Annotated in this window: 20 protein-coding genes; all 20 read right to left on the bottom strand. The window is 33.8% G+C overall.

The window, feature by feature from the left end:
• Window positions 1-225 precede the first annotated feature (225 nt).
• The 20 genes from FFWV33_RS12120 to FFWV33_RS12025 all read right to left on the bottom strand — a co-directional run bounded on the left by FFWV33_RS12120 (window position 226) and on the right by FFWV33_RS12025 (window position 22,196).
• A complete protein-coding gene (locus FFWV33_RS12120; RefSeq protein ID WP_108741140.1) occupies window positions 226-1,170 on the bottom strand; it encodes a UDP-glucuronic acid decarboxylase family protein in 945 nt (314 codons plus the stop codon).
• An 11-nt stretch (window positions 1,171-1,181) separates the two neighbouring features.
• Window positions 1,182-2,003: a glycosyltransferase family 2 protein gene (locus FFWV33_RS12115; protein WP_108741139.1), complete on the bottom strand. Its 822-nt coding sequence runs from the start codon at window positions 2,001-2,003 to the stop codon at window positions 1,182-1,184.
• Window positions 1,996-2,556, bottom strand: a complete 561-nt coding sequence (locus FFWV33_RS12110) for a DapH/DapD/GlmU-related protein (RefSeq protein WP_108741138.1) — start codon at window positions 2,554-2,556, stop codon at window positions 1,996-1,998. Before FFWV33_RS12110 ends, FFWV33_RS12115 begins: the two co-directional genes overlap by 8 nt.
• On the bottom strand, window positions 2,546-3,652 hold the full coding sequence (locus FFWV33_RS12105) for a glycosyltransferase family 4 protein (RefSeq protein ID WP_108741137.1): 1,107 nt from the start codon (window positions 3,650-3,652) through the stop codon (window positions 2,546-2,548). Before FFWV33_RS12105 ends, FFWV33_RS12110 begins: the two co-directional genes overlap by 11 nt.
• Window positions 3,653-3,715: 63 nt before the next feature.
• Window positions 3,716-4,777 (bottom strand): acyltransferase family protein, encoded by a 1,062-nt coding sequence (locus tag FFWV33_RS12100; protein ID WP_108741136.1) that lies wholly within the window; start codon window positions 4,775-4,777, stop codon window positions 3,716-3,718.
• Window positions 4,778-4,834: 57 nt separating this feature from the next.
• Window positions 4,835-5,914: a glycosyltransferase gene (locus FFWV33_RS12095; protein WP_108741135.1), complete on the bottom strand. Its 1,080-nt coding sequence runs from the start codon at window positions 5,912-5,914 to the stop codon at window positions 4,835-4,837.
• Between the two features lie 69 nt (window positions 5,915-5,983).
• Window positions 5,984-7,141, bottom strand: a complete 1,158-nt coding sequence (locus FFWV33_RS12090) for a glycosyltransferase (RefSeq protein WP_108741134.1) — start codon at window positions 7,139-7,141, stop codon at window positions 5,984-5,986.
• 56 nt (window positions 7,142-7,197) lie between these two features.
• A complete protein-coding gene (locus tag FFWV33_RS12085; RefSeq protein ID WP_159086014.1) occupies window positions 7,198-8,505 on the bottom strand; it encodes a hypothetical protein in 1,308 nt (435 codons plus the stop codon).
• A gap of 5 nt (window positions 8,506-8,510) precedes the next feature.
• Window positions 8,511-9,767: a glycosyltransferase family 4 protein gene (locus FFWV33_RS12080; RefSeq protein ID WP_108741132.1), complete on the bottom strand. Its 1,257-nt coding sequence runs from the start codon at window positions 9,765-9,767 to the stop codon at window positions 8,511-8,513.
• Window positions 9,764-10,846 (bottom strand): glycosyltransferase family protein, encoded by a 1,083-nt coding sequence (locus FFWV33_RS12075; protein ID WP_108741131.1) that lies wholly within the window; start codon window positions 10,844-10,846, stop codon window positions 9,764-9,766. Before FFWV33_RS12075 ends, FFWV33_RS12080 begins: the two co-directional genes overlap by 4 nt.
• A gap of 21 nt (window positions 10,847-10,867) precedes the next feature.
• Window positions 10,868-11,839 (bottom strand): hypothetical protein, encoded by a 972-nt coding sequence (locus FFWV33_RS12070; RefSeq protein ID WP_108741130.1) that lies wholly within the window; start codon window positions 11,837-11,839, stop codon window positions 10,868-10,870.
• Window positions 11,840-11,854: 15 nt separating this feature from the next.
• Window positions 11,855-12,853 carry an alpha-mannosyltransferase gene (locus FFWV33_RS12065; protein WP_108741129.1) on the bottom strand — a complete coding sequence of 333 codons (999 nt, stop codon included), beginning with the start codon at window positions 12,851-12,853 and terminating at the stop codon, window positions 11,855-11,857.
• A gap of 9 nt (window positions 12,854-12,862) precedes the next feature.
• The gene (locus FFWV33_RS12060) at window positions 12,863-13,786 is read right to left on the bottom strand and encodes a glycosyltransferase family protein (RefSeq protein WP_108741128.1); all 924 of its coding nucleotides are present in this window, start codon (window positions 13,784-13,786) and stop codon (window positions 12,863-12,865) included.
• Window positions 13,787-13,792: 6 nt separating this feature from the next.
• On the bottom strand, window positions 13,793-14,842 hold the full coding sequence (locus tag FFWV33_RS12055) for an acyltransferase family protein (protein ID WP_108741127.1): 1,050 nt from the start codon (window positions 14,840-14,842) through the stop codon (window positions 13,793-13,795).
• Between the two features lie 92 nt (window positions 14,843-14,934).
• Window positions 14,935-15,729, bottom strand: coding sequence for a glycosyltransferase family 2 protein (locus FFWV33_RS12050; protein WP_108741126.1), 795 nt, complete (start codon window positions 15,727-15,729; stop codon window positions 14,935-14,937).
• A 135-nt stretch (window positions 15,730-15,864) separates the two neighbouring features.
• Window positions 15,865-17,157, bottom strand: coding sequence for a lipopolysaccharide biosynthesis protein (locus FFWV33_RS12045; protein ID WP_108741125.1), 1,293 nt, complete (start codon window positions 17,155-17,157; stop codon window positions 15,865-15,867).
• Between the two features lie 48 nt (window positions 17,158-17,205).
• On the bottom strand, window positions 17,206-18,618 hold the full coding sequence (locus FFWV33_RS12040; protein ID WP_108741124.1) for a UDP-glucose 6-dehydrogenase: 1,413 nt from the start codon (window positions 18,616-18,618) through the stop codon (window positions 17,206-17,208).
• Between the two features lie 26 nt (window positions 18,619-18,644).
• Complete coding sequence (locus FFWV33_RS12035) at window positions 18,645-19,634, bottom strand: acyltransferase family protein (RefSeq protein WP_159086013.1); 990 nt, start codon at window positions 19,632-19,634, stop codon at window positions 18,645-18,647.
• A gap of 10 nt (window positions 19,635-19,644) precedes the next feature.
• Window positions 19,645-20,769 carry a GDP-mannose 4,6-dehydratase gene (gene gmd, locus FFWV33_RS12030; protein ID WP_108741122.1) on the bottom strand — a complete coding sequence of 375 codons (1,125 nt, stop codon included), beginning with the start codon at window positions 20,767-20,769 and terminating at the stop codon, window positions 19,645-19,647.
• 470 nt (window positions 20,770-21,239) lie between these two features.
• Window positions 21,240-22,196, bottom strand: a complete 957-nt coding sequence (locus FFWV33_RS12025) for a GDP-L-fucose synthase family protein (RefSeq protein WP_108741121.1) — start codon at window positions 22,194-22,196, stop codon at window positions 21,240-21,242.
• Window positions 22,197-22,494 lie beyond the last annotated feature (298 nt).

Here is a 22,494-nt window from a genome sequence, read left to right as displayed (position 1 = left end):
GTATACCTGCTATTTGGATTATTTTTTTAACTTACTTTATGATGAATTCTCCGCAAAAGAAACGAAAACTTTTTATAAAATCGTACTATTTCCATATAGAACGCTAATTCTCGATGAACGGCTTCTTTTTGTCGATTTCGAAAAGGGAAACGCTACCATTGGAATAGCAATTAATTAAGCAAGAGTACTTAATTTTACACTAAAGTACTCCTACCTAATAAATTATTATTTCTTCATCAACAAAGTATCAAAATAGTTGATGGTCGTTTGCAAACCTTCTTCCAACTGAATTTTTGGTTCCCAACCTTCCAACTTGGCTTTTGCTAAGGTAATGTCCGGTTGTCTTTGTTTTGGATCGTCTTGCGGCAAATCCATATGAATAATTTTTGACTTTGAACCCGTCAATTTAATCACTGCTTGCGCCAATTCCAACATCGTAAATTCATTTGGGTTACCCAAATTTACTGGACCTAAAAATGCAGGCTCTGATGCCATCATACGAATCATTCCTTCTACTAAGTCATCTACATATTGAAACGAACGAGTTTGCAATCCATCACCAAAAATAGTAATGTCTTTCCCTTCCAAAGCTTGTACGATAAAGTTAGATACTACTCTACCATCCGCAGGATTCATGTTTGGACCGTAGGTATTGAAAATTCTAATAATTTTGATGGCTACATCATTTTGATTGTGGTAGTCCATAAACAAAGTCTCTGCGCAACGTTTTCCTTCATCATAGCACGAACGGATTCCGATTGGGTTGACATGCCCCCAATAGCTTTCCGGCTGTGGGTGTACCAACGGATCCCCGTATACCTCACTTGTACTAGCTTGTAGCACTTTTGCTTTTACTCTTTTTGCCAATCCCAACACATTAATCGCTCCCATCACCGAAGTCTTGATGGTTTTTATTGGGTTATATTGGTAGTGTACTGGTGAAGCGGGACAAGCTAAATTGTAGATTTCGTCTACTTCGGCATAGAAAGGCTCTGTGATGTCATGACGTACCATCTCAAAATAGGGATGATCCAACAATTCAATAATATTTGATTTGGCTCCTGTAAAATAATTGTCCAAGCAAATAATTTCATTTCCTTCGTTTAACAATCGTTTACACAAATGTGATCCTACAAAACCTGCTCCTCCTGTTACTAATATTTTTTTCATGATTTATTTTTTTATTTTTTATTTTTTAATAATGCTACTTTGGTCTGAATTTGAAAAAAGTAATGGGATTTAAAACGCGCCAAATAAAAGCCTTCCTTGCCATCTAAGAATCCCAATTTTAAGAAGTAAGCGCCCAAAAAGTAAACGGCAGGTAACAATCCTGTGGTTAATAGCCCATACTTAATTTTTTGATTTAAAGATAATTGTTCATTACTGCCCGATTGCAATTGCAAAAATCGTTGTGCTTCCCAACTCGAATAGGCATTATGTTTGGCAATATAATGGTCTAAGTCTTTAAAATCCTTGTGTGCTACTTTTGCCTCTATGACACCCACATTCCCTTCTATGATTGGATGTTCATGTACCTCCATATCCAAATGGCTCCACAAATCTTCATCTATTTTTTCATAGGCACCTTTACTTCTTTTAAACAAGGCTGATTTTTTAAAACCGTAGCCGTAGCGCAATTGTTTCCCCATGAAAAAATTCTCAAATTGAATGGTGTATCCATTAAAATTTGAATCTATAGTTTTGATCGCAATTTCGTCTACAAAAGCATCGGTTACAAATTCATCTGCATCTAGAAACAGTACCCAGTCGTATTTGATTGTTGCGTTTTGCAATGCCCAATTACGCTTTTTAGGAAACTTACCATTCCACTCAAATTGCAAGACCTCTGCTCCTTTGGCTATAGCAATCTCTTTGGTTTTATCAGTGCTGCCTGAATCCACCACAATGATTTGATCAAAGCGAACTAATTTATCCAAACAAGAGGGTAAATTTAGCTCTTCGTTTTTTACCGATACGATGACGGTGATTGGTATTTTATTCAATAGTTCTTAATTTTAAAAATTTAGCTGGATTACCTCCAACAATAGTATTTTTTTCAACATTTTTAGTAACTACACTGCAAGCACCAATGATTGCATTTTCTTCAATAGTTACTCCAGGCATAATGAAAGCGCGTGCTCCTATAAATACATTTTTATGAATAGTAATTTTGCTTGTAATTAAATTAAATGCAAGACTATTAAAGTCATGTGTGCCTGTACATAGGTATACCTCTTGCCCTACTGTTGCTCCTTCAAAAATTTCTATTACGCCTAACGTGTAGGCATTTGTACGATCACCCAAGCAAGCGCGGTCATGTAGGATCAAATTCCATGGAATTTGTATCCGAGCTCTTTGGTGTACAAAGGGTTTTCCGTAGATGGTACAACCAAATAACTTGAGCCAAAAGAGACGCCACGCATTAACGGGTTTTGGCGTCCAACTACACAATAGCATCCATACATATTCCCAAACTAACATTTTAATGCGATGTGAAACGGTCCAAGGAGAATCATATGGAGAATTCTGGTCGTAAACGGTCGGACTATTTTTCATTTAATTCTTTTTCAAAGTCAGTAATAAACATTTGTGCAATCTTTATTGTTGAAAAATCTTCGTACACTTTTTTAGCACTTTCTCCAATTGTATTAATGAGCTCAGGGTTAGATATTAATCGTATCATCTGTTCTTTTAAGTCCTCAATTTGGTGATCAGTACTTTGATTAAAGCGCAAACAATTGGTTTCACCTACTGCATATTCATCAAAACAAGGGTGGTTAGACAATATGGTAGCACAACCATATGACATTGCTTCCCGTGGGGCAACTGGTCCTGCATCTCCAGTACCATCTTGTATTGGATAGACGAAAATTTTTGATTCATAATAGTATTTAGATAATTGATCCTGATCATAAACTGGCCCAATAAAGTTAACATTGCCACCGCGCTTTTTTAAACTCTCAAAATACTCAACGCCTGCTCCACCCTCGGCTAATTCCCAAGGCCCTACAATTGTAAGTTCCCACTCCTTCGCTACAGATGTAGGAATACTATTGAATGCATCAATGAGTATATGAAGTCCTTTTTCTTGATCCAAACGACCTACAAACAAAATTTTATTGACTTTATCAGTTTTAAAATCTTTTAAATCGAAGGGAACTGGGTTTGGTATGTAGCAGAGTTTTTTTAAGTCTTCTTTTTCTAATTTAACTTTTAGCATTTCCAAAATCATCAGCGAACAGGCTCTAAATTTTGTGGCTTTTTTATAAAATTTAAATTGCCATTGTGGCCTTCTTTCTACGCTCACATATAACTTACCTTTGCCTTTACTACTAAAAAGTATAGGTAACCAGAAAGTATTTGAAATCACAATATCACTATCAATATGGGATAAAGTTCTCCTAGTATAGAATAAATCGTAGAGTTTTAAAATCGCCAAACTTTTGGGAGTAGAAAAACCTTTTATACGTATGTGCTGCACACCATTAGTTATTTCAACATTTTTTAAGGACACATGTCTTCTACTAATATGAACTACTTCATGGCCCATTTTCACAAATTCCTGTCCTAATTTATCATAAATCTTTTCAACTGCACCACCTAAAATAGCAGGCACCGGCAAAAAAGCTCCTTGAACAATTGTAATTTTCATAAATTAATTTTTAAACAATTTTATGTAAAGACTTAAGGATTGAATAATAGAAGTCATTCAGCTTTACTTTGAATTTTCTAGTTTACTCACAAATAATATTTTCTCAATCAATTTCCTTATAAAGGGTTCTACATATTTAGCTATTAAATAAGAAATAAATGCAAGTATGACTATAGGTAATAATGGTAACAATAAATGGGGGATATGTGAAGTAATGTTGTTGAACTTAATAATAAGTGCAATCATAGCGTTCTCATGAATCAAATACAAAGGATAACTCACAAAACCAAAAAAGTGAAATAATTTATTGGAAGTAACTAATTTAAGATTTGTGAAATAAATAGGGGAAAAAAACAAAGCAAAAATACACAGGACAAATGTGATTAAATAAAAATCAAAACTTTTGTGTTTTAAAATTTCAATTGCAGCTACAATAATCGATAACAAAAGTGCTGAATATAAAAAAGATTTTTGTTTTGTAGAGTAATAAATATATGCTAACGCACCTACCGCAAAGTATCCAAAATAAATGAATGAAAAACTATAGCAAAAGGAATATAGAATTTCAAAATGCAATTGATAACTTATTAAACAAATAAAATACATTAAAATTAAACCTATAATTGCATTTATTTTTCCCACTGTAAAATAAAGAATACCAAAAATGAGATAAAATTTTACTTCTGCATATAAAGACCAAAAGGTACCTTCTAACTCTGGTATATAGATCCCTGTAAAAAAATTAATCCAATGAGGTTCCATGAAAATTAAACCAGGAATTGCAGATTTTATATCAGGTAATCCGTTAGGTCTCTCAGACAAAAAATAAGAAGTTGAGTATATCAAAACTGTAGCAATTAACATTGCTGGGAATAACCTTAGCCAACGTTTACTAATAAATGTCAAAAAACTTTTACTCCGCTCTAATGACATTAAAATAACAAAACCAGATATTAAAAAAAATAATTCAACACCTAAATTACCATATTTAAAAATTGGAAAATCACTATACCTCGTACCATATGGAACTATATTAGGCCACCTAGAGTAAGAATGGTACAACATTACCAAAATTATTGCCATACCTCTAAAACCATCTAAAAAATTAATTCGCTTTCTGTCCATAATTTATTATTACAATGCACATTTAAATTAAAATATTTTTTTTATTTAGCATATGATCTATTTTAAAATACATTCATATTTATGTAATAAATTTGCACCAACTGTCTGCAGTGAATATTTTTCATCTATCAGTTCTCTGCCATTTTTACCCATTTCTTGTAAGGTAACCACTGGTATATTAAATATCAGGGTTAAATTTTCCTTTATATTATTTATATTTAAATCAATCCACCATCCACAATTATAGCTCTCCAAATCCTGCCAAGGTGTACCTTTTGTTGTCAGGACAGGTACACCTGCAGCCAAAGCCTCCGCGACCACAATACCAAAATTTTCACTATGTGTTGGCAATACCATCACGTCAGCTGACTTGATAAAATCCCATTTTTTTTCACCATACTTGGGCCCAACAAAATAAACATTATCCAAATCATTTGAAGACTTTTTTAAATCGTCTATATAAGATTGATCTCCATTTCCCGCAATTTCTAAACTCCATTCTGACGTGTCCACTGTTTTCCAAGCTTCGAGTAATAATTCAATTCCTTTTTTAGGATGAATACGTGACATAAAAATTATTTTCTTAGATCCATACTCTACCTTAACATCTTTTATTTCTGATGTATCTACAAAATTTGGAATAATAAACAAAGTATTACTAAAACCCAAATATTTGATGCTTTTTTCCTCCATTGCGGCAGTGGCATGCAAATAATCGGCATTTTGAATCGCTTTTCTTTGGTACAAAGCCATAGCAAGTTTCTTTTTCCAAGGATTATTGTTCATAATCCAAGGTTCTAACATACCATGTGGTGAAAGAATCACTTTAATACCCAACTTTTGTGCGGCTGCCTGAAATATTGCATTTTCGGGACTCCATATACCATTAATATGCACAAGATCTGGCTTTTCCTGTTGGATAAAAGCAGTAAACTGTTTTCTTAAAAAAGGTAAGTGTTTTAAACCAAATTTAAAGAAAGTTACTTTTATACCGTCTATTTTTATAGGGTTCGGCGATACCCCAGTCGCAATAACTAATTCGATCTCCGCTTTTAGTGCATTCGATAACAATCGCATGTATTCAGTAGTACCTCCACCTGTTGTATCAATGCCTGCAATAAAATGGATAACTTTCATATTTAAATTCAAATCTAATTAGCTTAATTATAGTACTGCTGCCGATATGCAAGCATTATTATTTATTTTCTATTGCAGTTCTTTATAAACTTCTTCTATGCGATCCAACGCATAATCCATAGTGAACTGCTGTATGTGTTGAATTCCTTTTTCAATCCTACTTATACGATTTTTATCCGTTTGATTGATTAGCGCTTCAACAACTGTAGCGGAGGCTGTAGTCCAAGCTTTCATACGATCCGTATTTGTTGGCATTGGTTCAATATAGCTTGCAGCGGTACCTCCTACCTCATTCATTGGGGCTTTATTTACTGTAATAACTGGTGATCCTGAAGCCATTGCTTCAATAATAGGCCAACCAAATCCTTCGTCCAATGAAGGAAACAACAAGCAAGCTGCTCCAGAATAGGCAATATTAATATAGTTATCTTCTAAATTACAGATAAAATGGATATCTTCTTTATACGATGACTGTTGTTGCTTGGTTAATAGTTCTTCTGACGGAAGTTCACCTATTAAAAATAAAGGCAACTTATGGCTACTTATATTTCTCCACTGATCATAAATTGCAATAACTCCTTTTCGGTTTTTGTAGTATTGATTCCCTCCAATGTGCATGATATAGCCTTGTGAGGCATCTATACTTAATTTAATACTCATTGACGCCCTAGATTCGAACGGATCGAGTACGTTAAAAGTCCTACTTAAACCATTGTAACACACACGCGAAAGCTCAATTGCACCAAGATGAAATTGTTTTAAATCTTGTTCCGTCTTCTGGGAGATGGAAATAAAATTTTTCCCTTTTGAAAATCCTTTTCGAATGTACCTTTGATATAATTTACCGGTTGACGATGTTGGGTTTTCAGGAATTTGTCCTAATGCAGATTTCAGTGCTAAAAAATCATGGCAATGGACAATGTGTTTTCTATTCGAAACTAATGGTATCCATGGACCAAGCGCTTGATCTGCAAATACAAATAAAGTATTTGGAGCTTCTTTTCGTAGTTTTAGCCTTACTTCAATAGGAAAAATAAGGTATTGATCAACATAACTCATCCATTTTTTTATCGAACTGCTTTTTGACAATTTATAAAATCGTGCAGACGGACTCCAAAATACAACTTGATGTCCTCTAGCCTCCATACCTGTTTTAAGCATGTTTGCATACCTAGGCATGCTTTGATGTGAAAGAAAAGAAGGATGTGTAAAAATTACAATTGTCATTGTTATTTAATAATTTATAGAAGGCATACACCTAATCTTAAAATACTGCCGAATATTTAATAAATCTCTGAAACCCTATCTTCTTTAAGACAGGCCAATACCAAACCTGTAACAAGTACACCATAACCCAAAACAGTTGGCTGTGCCCATTGCCCTTGAACTAAAGCAACGCAGGCCGTGCCACAAAGTGCAAATGGTAATAACTTTTTTTCTTTAGGTAATCTAAATGACTGTATGGCTATATTCGCACCTAAAACAATACGCACTATTATCAATAAACCTCCAAAAATAATACCTTGTTCACCTCCCAAGCGACCAAACTCATTTTCAGATATTAGAAAACTTACTTTACCTGATAACATTTGTGCTCCCGCATTTGTACCCATTCCTAAGTTACCCACAAATAGGGGTTGATTTAATAGATCTGCTATTGGACCAAGAAAATCGTTAAGCATTCGTAAAAATATAGAATCGGTCAATCCTCCTCCAGCACTTTGCTGATTTGCAGATTCTACTCTCTCCATAAATACATTTGCTCCTAAACTAAAAATACTAGAATATTCTTGTAATAAAACAATAGACACACTAAAGATTACACTTACAACAACAAGCTTAAACACCATCCTAACGCTAGTAATAGAAGCTATTATAGCGAATAGGCCTACAATAGCAACTGCAACTACTGCACCTCGACTAATTGTTAGAGGTAATGCAATGACTAATGAAATAGAACTAGCAATCAATAGTGGTTTTGAGATCCTATCCTTTGATAACCAGAAATAAAATACAAAAACAGATACAAATGCATAAAATACAGTTAATCCAGAGGTAAAGGAAAATGTTCCCGGTGGCCTACTGTAACCAAGTGCACCTGCAAATCCAGCACTACCTTCACCTCCTAGACCTATATTTATAAATGCTGATTGAGGACTCGAAAATTGAAAGTACACAATTACTGTCATAAGCAAATTTATCATCAAAAGCGCACGCCCCAATGCTACAACATCTTTTTTTGAAAAAACTGCACCAATAATAAAAATGAGGGTAAAATGAAATAACATAATGCGTGCTCCATATAGTGCTACAAAAAGATTAGCATGCCCAAAAGTAAGTGTTATTGCCAAGCTGAATACTGTACTTAACAAAGCAAGAACAATATAACCGTTAACAAATTTAACTCCTAGGTAGAGCGCCCGAATGATTATATATATAGCAATTGGATCGCGAACAATCAAAAGTGGCGTCGCTAAACTAGGTAAAATCCATTTTCGTAAAGCACCTTCAAATATCCATAATAAAAAATACAACCAAATGGCTATTTTTAATTCCCTAAAAGAAGTTTCCTGCTCTGATGTAACTGACATTTCCATTATTTTGTGAGGGTATTAAAATCAATTGCTGTGATTGCCGCTACCATTTCTTCCCCATAAACAGACCATGGTCTTGTAGCTGCTTTTTTTTGAGCTGCAGATCCAACTATCTCCAACTGTTCTGGATTTTTTAAAATTTTATCTAAAATATTTTTGATTGCAGTAACAGAAGCTGCATCAACAATCCATCCATCTTTATCGTGAGTTATGATATCAGGTCCAGCAGTCCTATCCGTCGTGATAACGGGTACACCTTGTGACATTGCTTCTGTAATGACCAAACCAAAACCTTCAAAAAGAGAAGGAAAAACAAAGACATCATGCTCTCTCATACAAACTAATACTTCATCATGAGATAGGGAAGGAATCCAATTGTGAATTTCTAGTGCTTCATTAAGTGCAGTACACTCTTCAACTGCTTTATTGCCTACTACTGTCAATAGAACTTGATCTGTCAATTGTGAAACAGCATCAAACAAATAGGACAAACCTTTTCTTTGAGACAAACCTCCCACAAATAAAACCTTTAATTTGCGATTTTCTAATGGCTCATATATTTTTTTTACTGTAACTTCCGGAAATCCATAGGGAATAACCTTAATTTTAGCCAATGTCCCACTGTACTCTTCTAATGTTTTTTTAGTAAAGCTACTTGCAACAAATATCACATCTGCTAACTTAAGTTCCTCATTTTTCTTATTTAATTTAAATTCGGAGTCTTGAAAGCCAGTTAATGTTTGTGACCAGTCAGGATTTTTATCGTATTCATATTGCATTAAACTGCGAGCACTTTTCCAATAGCCAATTGGTAAATCGTACATGCATCGCAAACCTACTTTTTTTGCTGCTCGAAATGTCTCTAATGCACCATCCTCATAGCAATAGACTGCTTCCAAACCATTATTTTTAAATTCCTCAAGGCTTTTAGCCACCGATTTGTCATGATGACAATAGACTTTGTCAACACAAAAAATACCTTTTTCATGTTTATTTAAAAAATCAAGATTTAATTTGGATGAAAATAATCTGCCAAACTCGTAAAAGGAGTTCGACATAGTAAATTCTTGCCAACTTTTATCTAGTCGTCTTCTTTTTAAATCTTTAAGTTTTGAATTATTACCTAATTTGAATAATAGGCTAGAAGGAAATATTGCTATAGCAGTCATTATCTTGAACAGTATTTTTCCCTCAATCAATCCATTGATAAAATTCTTAGAATTTGCATTCAAGGTGGGATGTGATACTAATATTTTCATATACTTTCTATATAATTTATAAATTTATCTGCAACCAATTCCAACGAATAAGAAGTAACAGCAACGGGAATTAATTCTAATTGTCCCTTGGTATATTTTATAACTTGAGGTATAACGTACTGTCCTTTGGAAGGAGTCCAGGGTCTACCTAAACTTATAGTAGTAATCAGATGCTCACTATAGGCTGCATATACACCACTTTTCTCTGTTTGAAAATAAGGAGTTGTAGATAAACCATAATCGCTATCTATTAAAATTTGAGATATATATTCCTCAGATCTAATACCTAAAACTTCATAAGAAATTTTAGAGCTTTTAAGTAAGGTTTCATAATTTTCTAACTCACTGCCATTCTTACCTATAAAAACAAAGTGGATAGATTTTCCCTCATGATTAGCCCATTTTTTTACATCTTCGATAAAACTTTCAAAAGTTGCACCATGATGTATGGTTCCAAATAAAACAAATTGAATACGATTTAATTTATCTTTAGCAACTGTAGAATTCGATATATTACTGAATATAGGTAGCAATTCTACTTCGTATCCTAAAAATTTCAAATGATTTTTGTATAACTGATTTTGTGTGGTAATTAACTGCGCATTAGTTTGACTAACTACCTTTTTGATTAATAATTGTTGAATTCTACCAATTATTTTAGTTTTCAATGAAGATTCTTGATCAATACCAATCCATAATTCATGAAACATGATATGCCATTGGTGATTACCTTTTAATTTCTTTAAAAAAGAAGGTAGCCAAAAAGGTAAGCCTCTTGAATTGTAACTGTAAGGGACATATTGTAAAGAAATCCAATCGGGTTGATAATTACTTACTATATTTTGTAAATAAATTAAACGTTGATGATTTGTATTTGAAATGGGAATTCTATTTACTACAACCATTGTTCCTTCTACCAACTGCTCATCACTACTAAAGGAAATTGCATGATGATCACATATTGCTATAACCTGAACTTCATGTTTCAATACTATAAGTTTACCACATAGGCGACGTGTATAATCACCTACACCATCCTTACCTGGTTCTGCGGAGCCGCATATAAAAATTATTCTCATATATTATGAGTGACTATTTAATTAAATTTTGTAAAATCGACAGATAAACTTACTTATTTTCTTAGACGCTTGTTTTCGAATTATAGAACTTTTTGGATGCACCATAATAGGAGAGCTACTGTTTCTCCAATAGCAGTCATCTACTGGTCGAGGAGACCTACCAAAGAATGCTTTTTTTAAAAAATTGACATTCCAAGGCTTGTTTGCCCCTAAAGCATGAAACATAGTTGCTTTTCCAGCAACAAAGCCCATTCCTTCTTTCCCCAAATAACTTACATTATCACCAAAAGCTTCAATAGCAATATTCAAAGCGTCTTGATCAGATTTATCAAAGATTTGAAAACCATCTCTTTTTGCAATCGTAGAATTATACGTTTGATTTGAGAAAATTGAATTTTCAAGACCTCCAATTGCATCTCCCATATAATTTTGCACTTGTATCCATAATTTTAAAAAGCTACGATCCTTTTTAAGTACGCCTATAAAACCGCCATTAACATATATTTGATTTTTGTAAAATAGATCGATTCCGTACCCTTTAAAATATTTTTTCCAACCTTGTCGGCGAGGATGATATTCTTGTAAAGGAGAATTAACATCTTCGCAAAGTGCTACCCCACAACTAATCCACTCTTCAAAGCAACTCCAAGGTTCATCAATTACTATATCAGGATCAAAATAGAAAAATGCATCTGCTTCTTTTGCAGGTCCTTCCCACAACTCTTCCATGAAATTAGGTTTATAGTTCGTTAAACTATAATTCGTCTCTAATGGCAAGAAAATAAGCTTCAGACCTTCTGCCGTATTTAGTGTAGTAGCTTTTGACCATTTTCCTATAGACTCAACCTTCCCACTAAGCACCCAATTGGGTAATCCCCCCCGATAACCAACGAAAATATCTCCTCGAAAACCTTGTTTGTATAAGGAATTTGAAAGTGCTGCCACACCATAATGATACTGTCCTTCAAAGAGAGTGCAAATTGCTGCATTCATAAATAACTTCTTTTATTAGCGGTGTAAATATCTTTTAATTCTTTTAATTTGTTCCTTCATGTACGTTACATAAAATAAATCAGCCAATTGAATTTTAAAAAGCCGCATCATCCTATTTTTATCCGTCAGACTAGAGAACATTAATTCGTCTACCCCCTCTGCACCAATCCGTCCTCTACCAGAAAAATGTAAATGACTGATAGGAATATTCATATTTTTCTCTACTGAATCTTTGTAGATAATAGTATTATTTTCAGACGCTATTTTAGCTTCCCATTTGGCAAAAGAGGCAGTCTTTTGTTCATACCCCCCTTGGATGGCATGAATTAAATCTAAACTGTTTTTATAATCACCAGACCAAGTGCTTAACCAATTGTGCGGGAACTTACAAAGATTTAAAATCCTCCAATTACCTAGTAGAGCGGCGATATGCAACAATGATTGATCGTGTTTTCTAGGTATTTCAGGTTGTTCCTTAAACCAGGCTACAGCAGTATTCATGTCTACTATCATTTTAGAACTTTTCTTGACCACCATATGACCTGCAGTAATAGCCGACGATAAACTATCTTTTCCAAAAATAGTTTCTACTTTATCCGGTTGGATATAATTATAAATACCTTGAGTAGTATACTCTTCATCAGCATGGACCAAGTCATAATTTTCTGAAAATTCAAATAACCTTTCCCAATCCATCAGCGCTACAATATCATTGTCCGTATAAATAAATTCATCCCAATCAGAAAACCAGGCTAAAAAACGGTATAAAAATCCCATGGGACAGTCGGTCAAAACCGTTCTCAAATTATTTATAAAAGCTTTAGCTTCTGTAGAAAAATCATCTATGGTCAAAAACTCTACTTCATCAAGAATGTATTTGGAATTAACCGCTTTACCTCCAAAATGAATTAAGCGTATAGGTAGGCTACACCCACTTCCTCTGATAGAATATATGAGATTCTCAGCATAATCTTGGCTTTTTAAATTAGCAACTATTACTATTCCTTTTTTCATTCTTTCTTATTATAAGCTTAAATGCCATTTATAATCTTTCTGCCACATTTTATGACGCACTGGACCTGTATAATGCCGTACTGCTATGTCTCTTGGATTATACAAATAAGAAAAGTCAAATTGATCTGCTGAATCTAATATAAAAGTATTAGAAGGTAGAGGCATAAAATTATTATCTTTCAATAAAATATTTATAATTGTTTGCTCGCTAAAATATTCGTAAGTAGACTCTAAAATTTTATAAAAATCTAATGCCTTATTGTATTTTTCAAAAGGTTTTAATACAAACATAAAACCAGCGTTTACTTGATACATTTGTTCAGAATGTGCAGCTTTATAGCGGCTATCTAAACACCCCCAAAAAGCATCTGGCATAAACCATCCATCAGCTTTCGGATTTTCATTAATTAGCATCTCAAAAATATTTGATTTTTCATAGAACAATATATCGGAATCTATAAATAGTGTAGGATGTTCCAATGAGTGATTTAAATAATAAAAAAGTCTTTTACCAAATGCATGATTATTTGCATAATCCAATATATAGGTATGATAAGGCTTAAGTTCATCTCTACATAATTCCTCTAAACTTTCTTTTGTACTAAAATCAATACTACATACATTTACAAAATTGAAGTTTAATTTTAGTAGCTTTATTTGTTCATCAGAGTGAGATCCATCAGAATAAACAGTCCATTTTATTGGTGTCCCAACATGTTTAATAAAAGATAGAATAGACAAAACTTGTTCAGGAAAATCATTAAAGGAAGAAAAGCTAGCCACTTCCATTGCAATGGTTTTACTTTGATTGATAGACTTAACTATAGCAGAAGCATTCTCTGTAAAAATCTTTAAAAAATTATCACGATTTCTTGCACCTATTGCCGTAGCTGTGGATTTAGTAATTTTGCTTTGACCTGGTATTTTTTTCATTATCCTTTATTTAACTATAGTTTCTATACAACTTACTCTTATTTTCTTAATAATATTTTCAACTTTTAGTATCATAGGCTTCCAAAATATTTTTGTCAAATAAGTATCAAAAATATAATTAATTGGAATACAAAGTAAAATAACTAAACTAATGAAAAGGTACTGTTCCCTTAAACCAACACTGTACATTAATAAAAAAAGAGGTAAATGAAAGACATACAATGGGTATGAAATCATTCCTAAATAATTAAAAATATTCTTAGTTTTTGTAGAAAAATTCAATTTTGCATACATTGCAAGTAAACAAATTATTATACTAACGCTTGCTGTAACAACAGATAAATTATCTCTAAATACTTCATTTTGAAAATTAACAACTAACAAACTCAAACCTAATAAAATAAAAGCGTAAGATGGCTGTTTCTTGACAGTTATAATTAAACCAATAATAAAAGGCCATGCCCACAACAAAGTTGTATAACCATATAAGTAGCTGTGATTAAAAAATATAATAGCAATCATAGAAATTAAGGTAATAACAACTAAGTATCGTAATCGTAGGTGACTTAAAAAAGGAACCATCAAGTATAATAGAAATTCAACACCAATAGACCATAATGGACCATTAAACGGTATGGTTATAGCTATAATTCCTTGCAAAAGTAAAAAATTAGCAATGCTTGTTAAATAACCTGCTGGAACCATAGTAGTATTTGGAAGTTCAAACGGACTATTTAAATAATATTGTAAAACGACCCCAAACAAAACTGCAATAAAGTACAGAGGATAGATGCGAATTAAACGACGTCTAAAAAATCCTTTTTTATTCTTATCATATGAATAACCGATTGAAATCCCTGAAATAAGCAAAAAGGCCATCACAGCTGCTTTGGCATCTAAATCTATAATAAATTGATTTGTACCTACATTGAATCCAAAAACATAAGCGTAAAAATGACTATACATCACAATAAATGCTAGTAAAAATCTTGTTACAGCTAGAATTGCCCAAGTTGATTCACTAAAAGTTGGTGTCGCATAAAAGTATTTCTTCATAGTCTTTGGATCAAGCTAATTTTATAATAAAAAAGTAAAATACAGGAGTAAAAATTTTATAATCTACTTTCCTTAAATACAAATTCTGCTTTTTATTTTAAGATTTTTTTTACCACACCCTTTGCCGTATCAATAACTTTTGAACTACCGCGTTTTAACTTATTTGCTAGCTTACTATCTTCTATTTTATCAAATAAAAGATAGTCGTCAATAAAGCCGGGGAATTCTCTTCTAAGAACAGTTGTTCTTTCTGTTGCCATAGCAGCAAATTCTTTTGGGCTGGAGGTCAAACCATCGGCATTACAAATAGCCATTTTCATTTTTAAATGAATATAAGAGGCATTATACTTGCAAACAGCCAACGTAATAAAATACCAGTCAGCACCGTACTTGATTGTTTCATCGTATAAGCCTACTTCATCATGAAGTGATTTTTTGAAAAACACTGCTTGGTGGCTAATCATACCATTTCTTAAAAAACCAAAACTGAGGCTATCAGGAAAAATACTTTCAGTAAAAACAAGTCCTTTTGACTCTCGGTCTACATCACCATAAATAATATCTTCGTATCTATTAGTATTGTGAAATACTTGATGTAAAACCTGTTCATTATGCAAAATATCTCCAGTATTAAGCATTAATAGATAGTCTCCTTTTGCCTGTAGTACCCCTTTGTTCATGGCGTTGTAAATTCCTCCATCAGGCTCACTAACCCAGTATGAAAAATACTGTTCATGCTCTTGTAAATACTCTTCACTACCGTCAGACGAACCCCCATCAATAATGATATGTTCATATTCTATCCAAGTTTGTTTTTTTACAGAATCAACAGTCCTTTTCAGGCCTGCAACATCATTATAATTTATTGTAATTATGGAAAGTTTCATAAAAAGAAATTTTATTTACGTACACTCATTTATATAAGTAAATGTGACTTATTAAAGTTTAGTACTATAATAATTTTGTCTGAAAGACATATATTTTGATGGCATTAATTCGCTCATTTTATAGATTTATTAAATTTAGGTTGCTTTTAGGCTCAATTTGTAAAAACTGAAAATGTAATTGACTGTCAAAGAAATACATTGATATAAAATACTATAATACAAGATACCTTGGAGTGTTGACAAATCCCACATAAAAAAGGCTACTGTAACAGTCCCTAAATTCATAACAATCACTAAAACTGGATTTAAAAAATGACCTCGACTTCCGATTAAGCTACCCGTCATAGCGCTGATCAAACCGATGCAGTTGGCTAACAAAATTAAAAATAGTTCTGAAGATAAACCATTATAAGCTGTACCTAATATCCATAACATTTGCGACGGAAAAAGAAATACAATTAACATCACAAAGGAGGTAAATAGAAATAATATAACTTGAAAAATTAAAAATGCTTTTAAAATTTTTGATTTATTATCTTCTAATCGTGAAAAACGAGGTACAAAAAGTGTTGTTAACAAGCTACTAAAAAGCCCTATTAAAATTGAAAATCTACCTAAGGCACCTATACTTGCTAATTCATTAGCATTTCCAAATACGGATAAAATCCAAATAACTATTTGCCCTGAAAAAGCAAAAAAGATAATATTAGGTAAAATTCTAGCGACTACTTTTAGAATCTCTTTACGAACAACTGGATCTGGTTTTTGGTCTGTATTGACAAATTTCGCATTTATTTTCGTTAACTTATGATTCCCATATATCCTCGGCAGTCCAGAAGCCAGTAAAATTATAAAGGTCCATGGGAAAATAAAAATAGTCAAAAGCGTTAAGGCCAAGCGTCCTATACCAACAGTAATTTGATTTTTTTGAAGACTGCTAATATCCTGGTGTAACTTTGGAGTAATTTCTAACAAAGAATCTGATAAATCAGCATAAAAAGCAGGGATTAATGATAAAACTATCAAAATTGCAGTCAGCCAACTAGCCTTATTTAGCAATAAAAGATAAATGATGATGGGTACAGCAATAATTAAAGTTATCACGGCAAATTTTCGGCGAAGATCTAAACCAGTAGCTAGTACCGTGCCCAGCTTATCTGGATCTTTCCAAACTTTGCCACTAATGGACATCACACCATTTGAGATACCGCCATCAGTCAATACGATTAACGTCCCCGCCATGGTATTTGCCAAAGTGTAAAAGGCATATTCTTGCACTGGTAACAAACGCACAACCAAAATACCTGTGACAAAACCAATACCTTTCAATAGTATTTCTGTACTACCTACTAAAGAAACTAATTTTAATATACTTAATCCTCTGTCGTAATGTTTGTGTTTCTTTAACCTATTAAAAGGATTATTCATAGGTTTTTGCTTTTTTTATATTTACTAGTACCATTCAACATTGGTAATTTATCCTTTGCCAATTGATTTTACTTCAAATCCAATTTTGGTTAAAGTAGGAACATCCAAAATATTACGACCATCAAAAACAAAAGCAGGTTTGTACATGTTAGTGTAAATCGTTGCCCAGTCATAAGTTTTAAATTCGTCCCACTCTGTTAACACGGCAATTGCATGTGCTTGATGCATCGCTTCCATTGGATTTGTGTACACTACGATTTGTTTTAATTTGGATTGAATTCTAGCTTCAGATACCCCATTCAATTCCCAAATGTATTGCATGTCTTGCTTGACCTTCGCTTCTGATACCTTAGGGTCGTATACATGTATTTCAGCTCCATCTTCTATTAAATGATCTGCCACAGAGATGGCTGCTGATTCACGTGTATCATTGGTGTCTTTTTTAAAGGCCCAACCCAAGAAGGTGATCTTTTTGTCGCTAACAGTATTAAATAAGGAAGTAATGATGCTTTTAGCAAAACGACGCTTTTGGTAATCGTTTAAAATAATCACTTGCTCCCAATAATTGGCTACCTCCGGTAAGTTGAAATGACGACACAGATACACTAAATTCAAAATGTCTTTTTGAAAGCAAGAGCCTCCAAAACCAACTGATGATTTTAAGAACTTCGGTCCAATACGGCTATCGGTACCTATAGCATTCGCTACCTCATCTACATCTGCCTCTGTCGCTTCGCACAAAGCGGACAAAGCATTGATAGAAGAAATTCGCTGCGCTAAAAAAGCATTTGCTGTTAATTTTGACAATTCAGACGACCAAACGTTGGTTGTTAAAATTTGTTTTGGCGATAACCAATGTGCATACACATCTACTAAAGACTGAATAGCAGCCTTACCTTTTTCAGTTTGTTTACCTCCGATCAGTACACGGTCTGCATTAAACAAATCCTCAATGGCTGTTCCTTCCGCTAAAAACTCAGGATTGGAAAGTACTTCAAAATGTACCCCATTACCAGTACTATCTAAAATGGTTTGTAAGGTTTGTGCCGTACGCACGGGCAAGGTTGATTTCTCAACAATGATCTTATCGTTTTTAGCGATTCTAGCAATCTGTCTCGCACAAAGCTCTACAAATTTCAAATCGGCTGCCATCCCTTTTCCTTCTCCATAGGTTTTGGTTGGGGTATTTACTGCGATAAAAATCATATCTGCCGCATCAATAGCCGCATCAACCTCAGTTGAGAAAAACAAATTGCGACCTCTCGCCTCAGATACTACCTCCGCAAGTCCTGGTTCGTAAACCGGAAGTTTGTCTAAATCTTCTTCGTTCCAAGCAGCAATTCGCGCCTCGTTCAAATCGACCACCGTTACTTTTATCTCTGGACATTTCAAGGCAATTACCGACATGGTAGGACCTCCTACATAACCAGCACCCAAACAACATATATTTTTTACTTTCATTTTTAAATCTTTTATATTTTTAACAACTACTGTGTATATTTTATTTTTTTCGACAACTTTTCTGAGTAAGCTTCAAATAATATATAAAATACCCATGAGCAGGCAATACTTACTATCAAAGCCAATAAAAATAATAATGGCATCGATGTATCGTTAATTCTGGGTTTCATGAAATTCATTAATTTCATCCCAATTGGAAAATGTATAAGGTATATCGAATAAGAGATAATTCCCAAAAATTTAATTGCTTTAGATACTTTTAAATTAATGAAAAGTATGATAACCAATGTTGAAAAGGAAAAAAATAGTCCAACATAATTCCCTTTAAATGTAATGAAAGACAAGATCAATACTAACACTAGATTATTTATGTATTTATCACCTGTTTTAGAATACAAACAGTATCCTACAGTCCCCATTAAAAAATACTCAATAAACTTAAATAATTCAATATAATCAGCGACTAAAGTCATTGAAAATAACAAAAAAAATGGTACAAACACTAAAATAGAAAATTTTGGCATTCTTGTTATTAGTGTAAAAAACAAACCAATAAAGAGGTAGTATTGCGCTTCAATAAGTAACGTCCAAAAAACAGGATTATCACTTGGAACATGTAAATAAAATAAGCTTTGAAATATACTTAAAACATTCTCAGGATATACAACATGTCTAACTTTATAGGAAATAAACATTATTGTTAAAGTTAGTATTAACGCCGCGATGTATGGCGGATGTAACCTTACTACCCTCTTCAATAAAAATTTTGGATAATTCTCAATGGTATATTTGCCTCTAGATAGACTTAATGGAATAACGAAGCCAGAAATTACAAAAAATATCTCGACACCATATTTTCCATACTTCTCAAAATATGAAAAAAGCTTAGAAAAATTATTGCCATTAATTGAAGCAACCTTTCCAAAATGACAAAAACATACCATTAATACAGCTATAGCTCTAAGGACATAAAGTATATCCAAAGAGCCTTCACCTTTAATAGCTTTTTTATTCATGACATTAACCTTATTCAAAATAATTCAACGTTTGATACCCTCCTTCTTTCAAATATTGGTCTTTTTTCATCAAAGCAACATCCGATTGCATCATGTCTTTTACCAAATCAGCTAAATCATATTGGCATTCCCAACCCAATTTTTCTTTGGCTTTGGTAGGGTCACCAATTAATAAATCAACCTCGGTAGGTCTGAAGTATTTTGGGTCAACTGCTAGGATTTCTTTTCCAATTTCCAATTGATAGTCTGGATTGTTACAGGCTTTTACAAAACCTTTTTCTTCTACTCCTTCTCCTTTGAATTCTAATTCGATTCCTACTTCGGCAAAACTCATGCGTACAAACTCACGCACTGGTGTAGTGGTTCCTGTAGCAATCACCCAGTCTTCCGCTTCTTCTGCTTGTAGGATCATCCACATCATACGCACATAATCTTTGGCATGTCCCCAGTCACGTTTGGCATCTAGGTTTCCTAAATAAAATTTATCTTGTAATCCCAGAGCAATTCTAGAAGTTGCTCTAGTGATTTTTCTAGTCACGAAAGTTTCCCCTCTAATTGGTGATTCGTGGTTGAATAAGATTCCGTTACACGCATACATTCCGTACGCTTCTCTGTAGTTTACTGTAATCCAGAAAGCATACATTTTGGCAACTGCATACGGAGAACGTGGGTAAAATGGAGTCGTTTCCGATTGTGGTACTTCTTGTACTTTACCGTACAACTCAGATGTAGAAGCTTGGTAAATACGTGTTTTCTTTTCTAAACCCAACAAACGCACCGCATCCAAGATACGCAATGTACCCAATCCATCTGCATTACCCGTATATTCAGGTGTTTCGAAGGAAACCGCCACATGACTCATCGCAGCCAAATTGTAAATTTCGTCTGGTTGGATTTCTTGAATCAAACGAGTTAAGTTGGTACTATCGGTCATATCACCATAGTGCAGAATAAAGTTTCTATTTTCTACATGTGGATCTTGGTACAAATGGTCAATTCTGTCCGTATTAAAAAGTGACGAACGTCTCTTAAGACCATGAACGATATAGCCTTTTTTTAATAAAAATTCACTTAAGTAAGCTCCGTCTTGACCAGTAACTCCTGTAATAAATGCTGTTTTTTGTGTTGGATTCATAAGATATTTGTTTTGCACGATGGCGTTTTTTTTTTAGTGTTTTGTTGCTTTTTGAGGATAGTATTCAGTCGCAGTTTTCTTGCTCAGTATTCGGTCGCAGTCGCAGTTTTCAGTCTTTGAGGTCAGTTTGCAGTCGCGGTTTTCAGTTTTCAGTGATTGTCGATGAGGCTGGCGCAGTTACCTTGCTCAGTATTCGGTCGCAGTCTCAGTTTTCAGTTATTGTCGATGTGGCTGGCGCAGTTTCCTGGCTCAGTATTCGGTCGCAGTCGCAGTTTTCAGTGATTGTCGATGTGGATGTCGCAGTTTTCGGTTGCGGTTTACAGTTTTCTTGTTAGGGTGGATTTAGATTGCAGTTATTTGGCTGTTCTCTATATTCTTTTCCTTCTAACTTTGTCCCTCTAACTTCTACCCTATTCCCTCTAACCTATTATTTCTAACCTCTAACTTCTATCCTCTTCCATCGATTTGTTTTATTTGTAATCGATTTGTTTGAAATTGTCTATATTTTCCAAAAACCAATTGTATGTTTTTTGTATTCCTTCTTCTAATTGTACTTGGTGTTTCCAGCCTAAGGCGTGCATTTTAGATACATCCATTAATTTTCTTGGTGTCCCGTCTGGTTTACTGTCGTCCCAAACGATTTCGCCTGTGTGACCTACTATTTTTTGGATGGTGGTGGCTAGGTCTTTGATGGTTAAATCTTCACCTGTTCCTACATTATATAAGTAATCGGGTAATTTGTTTTCTAAAGCGAAAACTACTGCGGCAGCCATGTCGTCTACAAACAAAAATTCGCGCATTGGCGTTCCAGAACCCCATAGCACAACTGCTGCATTTTGATTGTGTTTCGCCTCATGAAACTTACGGATCATAGCGGGTAACACATGTGAACTTTTAAGATCGAAGTTATCGTGTGTACCGTATAAATTAGTTGGCATCAAGCTCACAAAGTCTTTTTGAAATTGATTGCGGATCGCTTGGCACAATTTTACCCCTGAAATTTTGGCTAAAGCATACCATTCGTTTGTTGGCTCCAAAGAGTCGGTTAACAAGTAGTCTTCCTTTAAGGGTTGTGGTGCCAATTTTGGATAGATGCAAGAACTACCCAAGAAAATAAACTTGGAGACATTCGTTCGATGTGCTGCATCAATCAAATTGTTTTGAATTTGCATGTTTTCCATCAAGAACTGGTATGGAAAATCATTATTAGCTAAAATCCCACCCACTTTGGCCGCCGCATCAATAATGATTTCTGGCTTTGTGGTTGCTATAAAGTCGTTTACGGCTTGTTGGTTGCATAAATCTACCTCTTTGCTAGATGCTCCCACCAAATTGGAATAGCCTTTGGCTTCTAAATTGCGCCAAATGGCACTTCCTACCATTCCGTTGTGGCCTGCGATATAAATTTTGGCTGCTTTGTTTGTCATCTAAGAGAAAATCTTGAATTAATTAAAAAATGAAACATTTTATAGCCAAAATTATAAGCTATTTGTTCGTTTGTGATACGGGTTCCCCCTTGTCAGTTACAGAATAACCAAATTAAGGGGTAAATAAAAAATCAGTAAAAGCCATGCTTTGTACTGAATACTATGCATTTAGTCCTTTTTGTAACAACAAAAATTGTAGTTGTTACCTTCAATGACTTTATTTTCCATAACGTGCACAAAATTAGTTAGTGCCACATGGATTCACCTTTAATTTTGGTGGCAAAAACTCCTTATTCAG

Source organism: Flavobacterium faecale (assembly GCF_003076455.1).
In the GTDB taxonomy this organism is placed as follows: domain Bacteria; phylum Bacteroidota; class Bacteroidia; order Flavobacteriales; family Flavobacteriaceae; genus Flavobacterium; species Flavobacterium faecale.
This window is presented reverse-complemented; position numbering and strand designations above follow the sequence as displayed.

Bases quoted from the DNA above. Each gene is read 5' to 3' on its own strand.
- FFWV33_RS12120 (WP_108741140.1), bottom strand. From the start codon at position 1,170: ATGAAAAAAATATTAGTAACAGGAGGAGCAGGTTTTGTAGGATCACAT.
- FFWV33_RS12110 (WP_108741138.1), bottom strand. From the start codon at position 2,556: ATGAAAAATAGTCCGACCGTTTACGACCAGAATTCTCCATATGATTCT.
- FFWV33_RS12105 (WP_108741137.1), bottom strand. From the start codon at position 3,652: ATGAAAATTACAATTGTTCAAGGAGCTTTTTTGCCGGTGCCTGCTATT.
- FFWV33_RS12100 (WP_108741136.1), bottom strand. From the start codon at position 4,777: ATGGACAGAAAGCGAATTAATTTTTTAGATGGTTTTAGAGGTATGGCA.
- FFWV33_RS12095 (WP_108741135.1), bottom strand. From the start codon at position 5,914: ATGAAAGTTATCCATTTTATTGCAGGCATTGATACAACAGGTGGAGGT.
- FFWV33_RS12090 (WP_108741134.1), bottom strand. From the start codon at position 7,141: ATGACAATTGTAATTTTTACACATCCTTCTTTTCTTTCACATCAAAGC.
- FFWV33_RS12085 (WP_159086014.1), bottom strand. From the start codon at position 8,505: ATGTCAGTTACATCAGAGCAGGAAACTTCTTTTAGGGAATTAAAAATA.
- FFWV33_RS12080 (WP_108741132.1), bottom strand. From the start codon at position 9,767: ATGAAAATATTAGTATCACATCCCACCTTGAATGCAAATTCTAAGAAT.
- FFWV33_RS12075 (WP_108741131.1), bottom strand. From the start codon at position 10,846: ATGAGAATAATTTTTATATGCGGCTCCGCAGAACCAGGTAAGGATGGT.
- FFWV33_RS12070 (WP_108741130.1), bottom strand. From the start codon at position 11,839: ATGAATGCAGCAATTTGCACTCTCTTTGAAGGACAGTATCATTATGGT.
- FFWV33_RS12065 (WP_108741129.1), bottom strand. From the start codon at position 12,853: ATGAAAAAAGGAATAGTAATAGTTGCTAATTTAAAAAGCCAAGATTAT.
- FFWV33_RS12060 (WP_108741128.1), bottom strand. From the start codon at position 13,786: ATGAAAAAAATACCAGGTCAAAGCAAAATTACTAAATCCACAGCTACG.
- FFWV33_RS12055 (WP_108741127.1), bottom strand. From the start codon at position 14,842: ATGAAGAAATACTTTTATGCGACACCAACTTTTAGTGAATCAACTTGG.
- FFWV33_RS12050 (WP_108741126.1), bottom strand. From the start codon at position 15,729: ATGAAACTTTCCATAATTACAATAAATTATAATGATGTTGCAGGCCTG.
- FFWV33_RS12045 (WP_108741125.1), bottom strand. From the start codon at position 17,157: ATGAATAATCCTTTTAATAGGTTAAAGAAACACAAACATTACGACAGA.
- FFWV33_RS12040 (WP_108741124.1), bottom strand. From the start codon at position 18,618: ATGAAAGTAAAAAATATATGTTGTTTGGGTGCTGGTTATGTAGGAGGT.
- FFWV33_RS12035 (WP_159086013.1), bottom strand. From the start codon at position 19,634: ATGAATAAAAAAGCTATTAAAGGTGAAGGCTCTTTGGATATACTTTAT.
- gmd (WP_108741122.1), bottom strand. From the start codon at position 20,769: ATGAATCCAACACAAAAAACAGCATTTATTACAGGAGTTACTGGTCAA.
- FFWV33_RS12025 (WP_108741121.1), bottom strand. From the start codon at position 22,196: ATGACAAACAAAGCAGCCAAAATTTATATCGCAGGCCACAACGGAATG.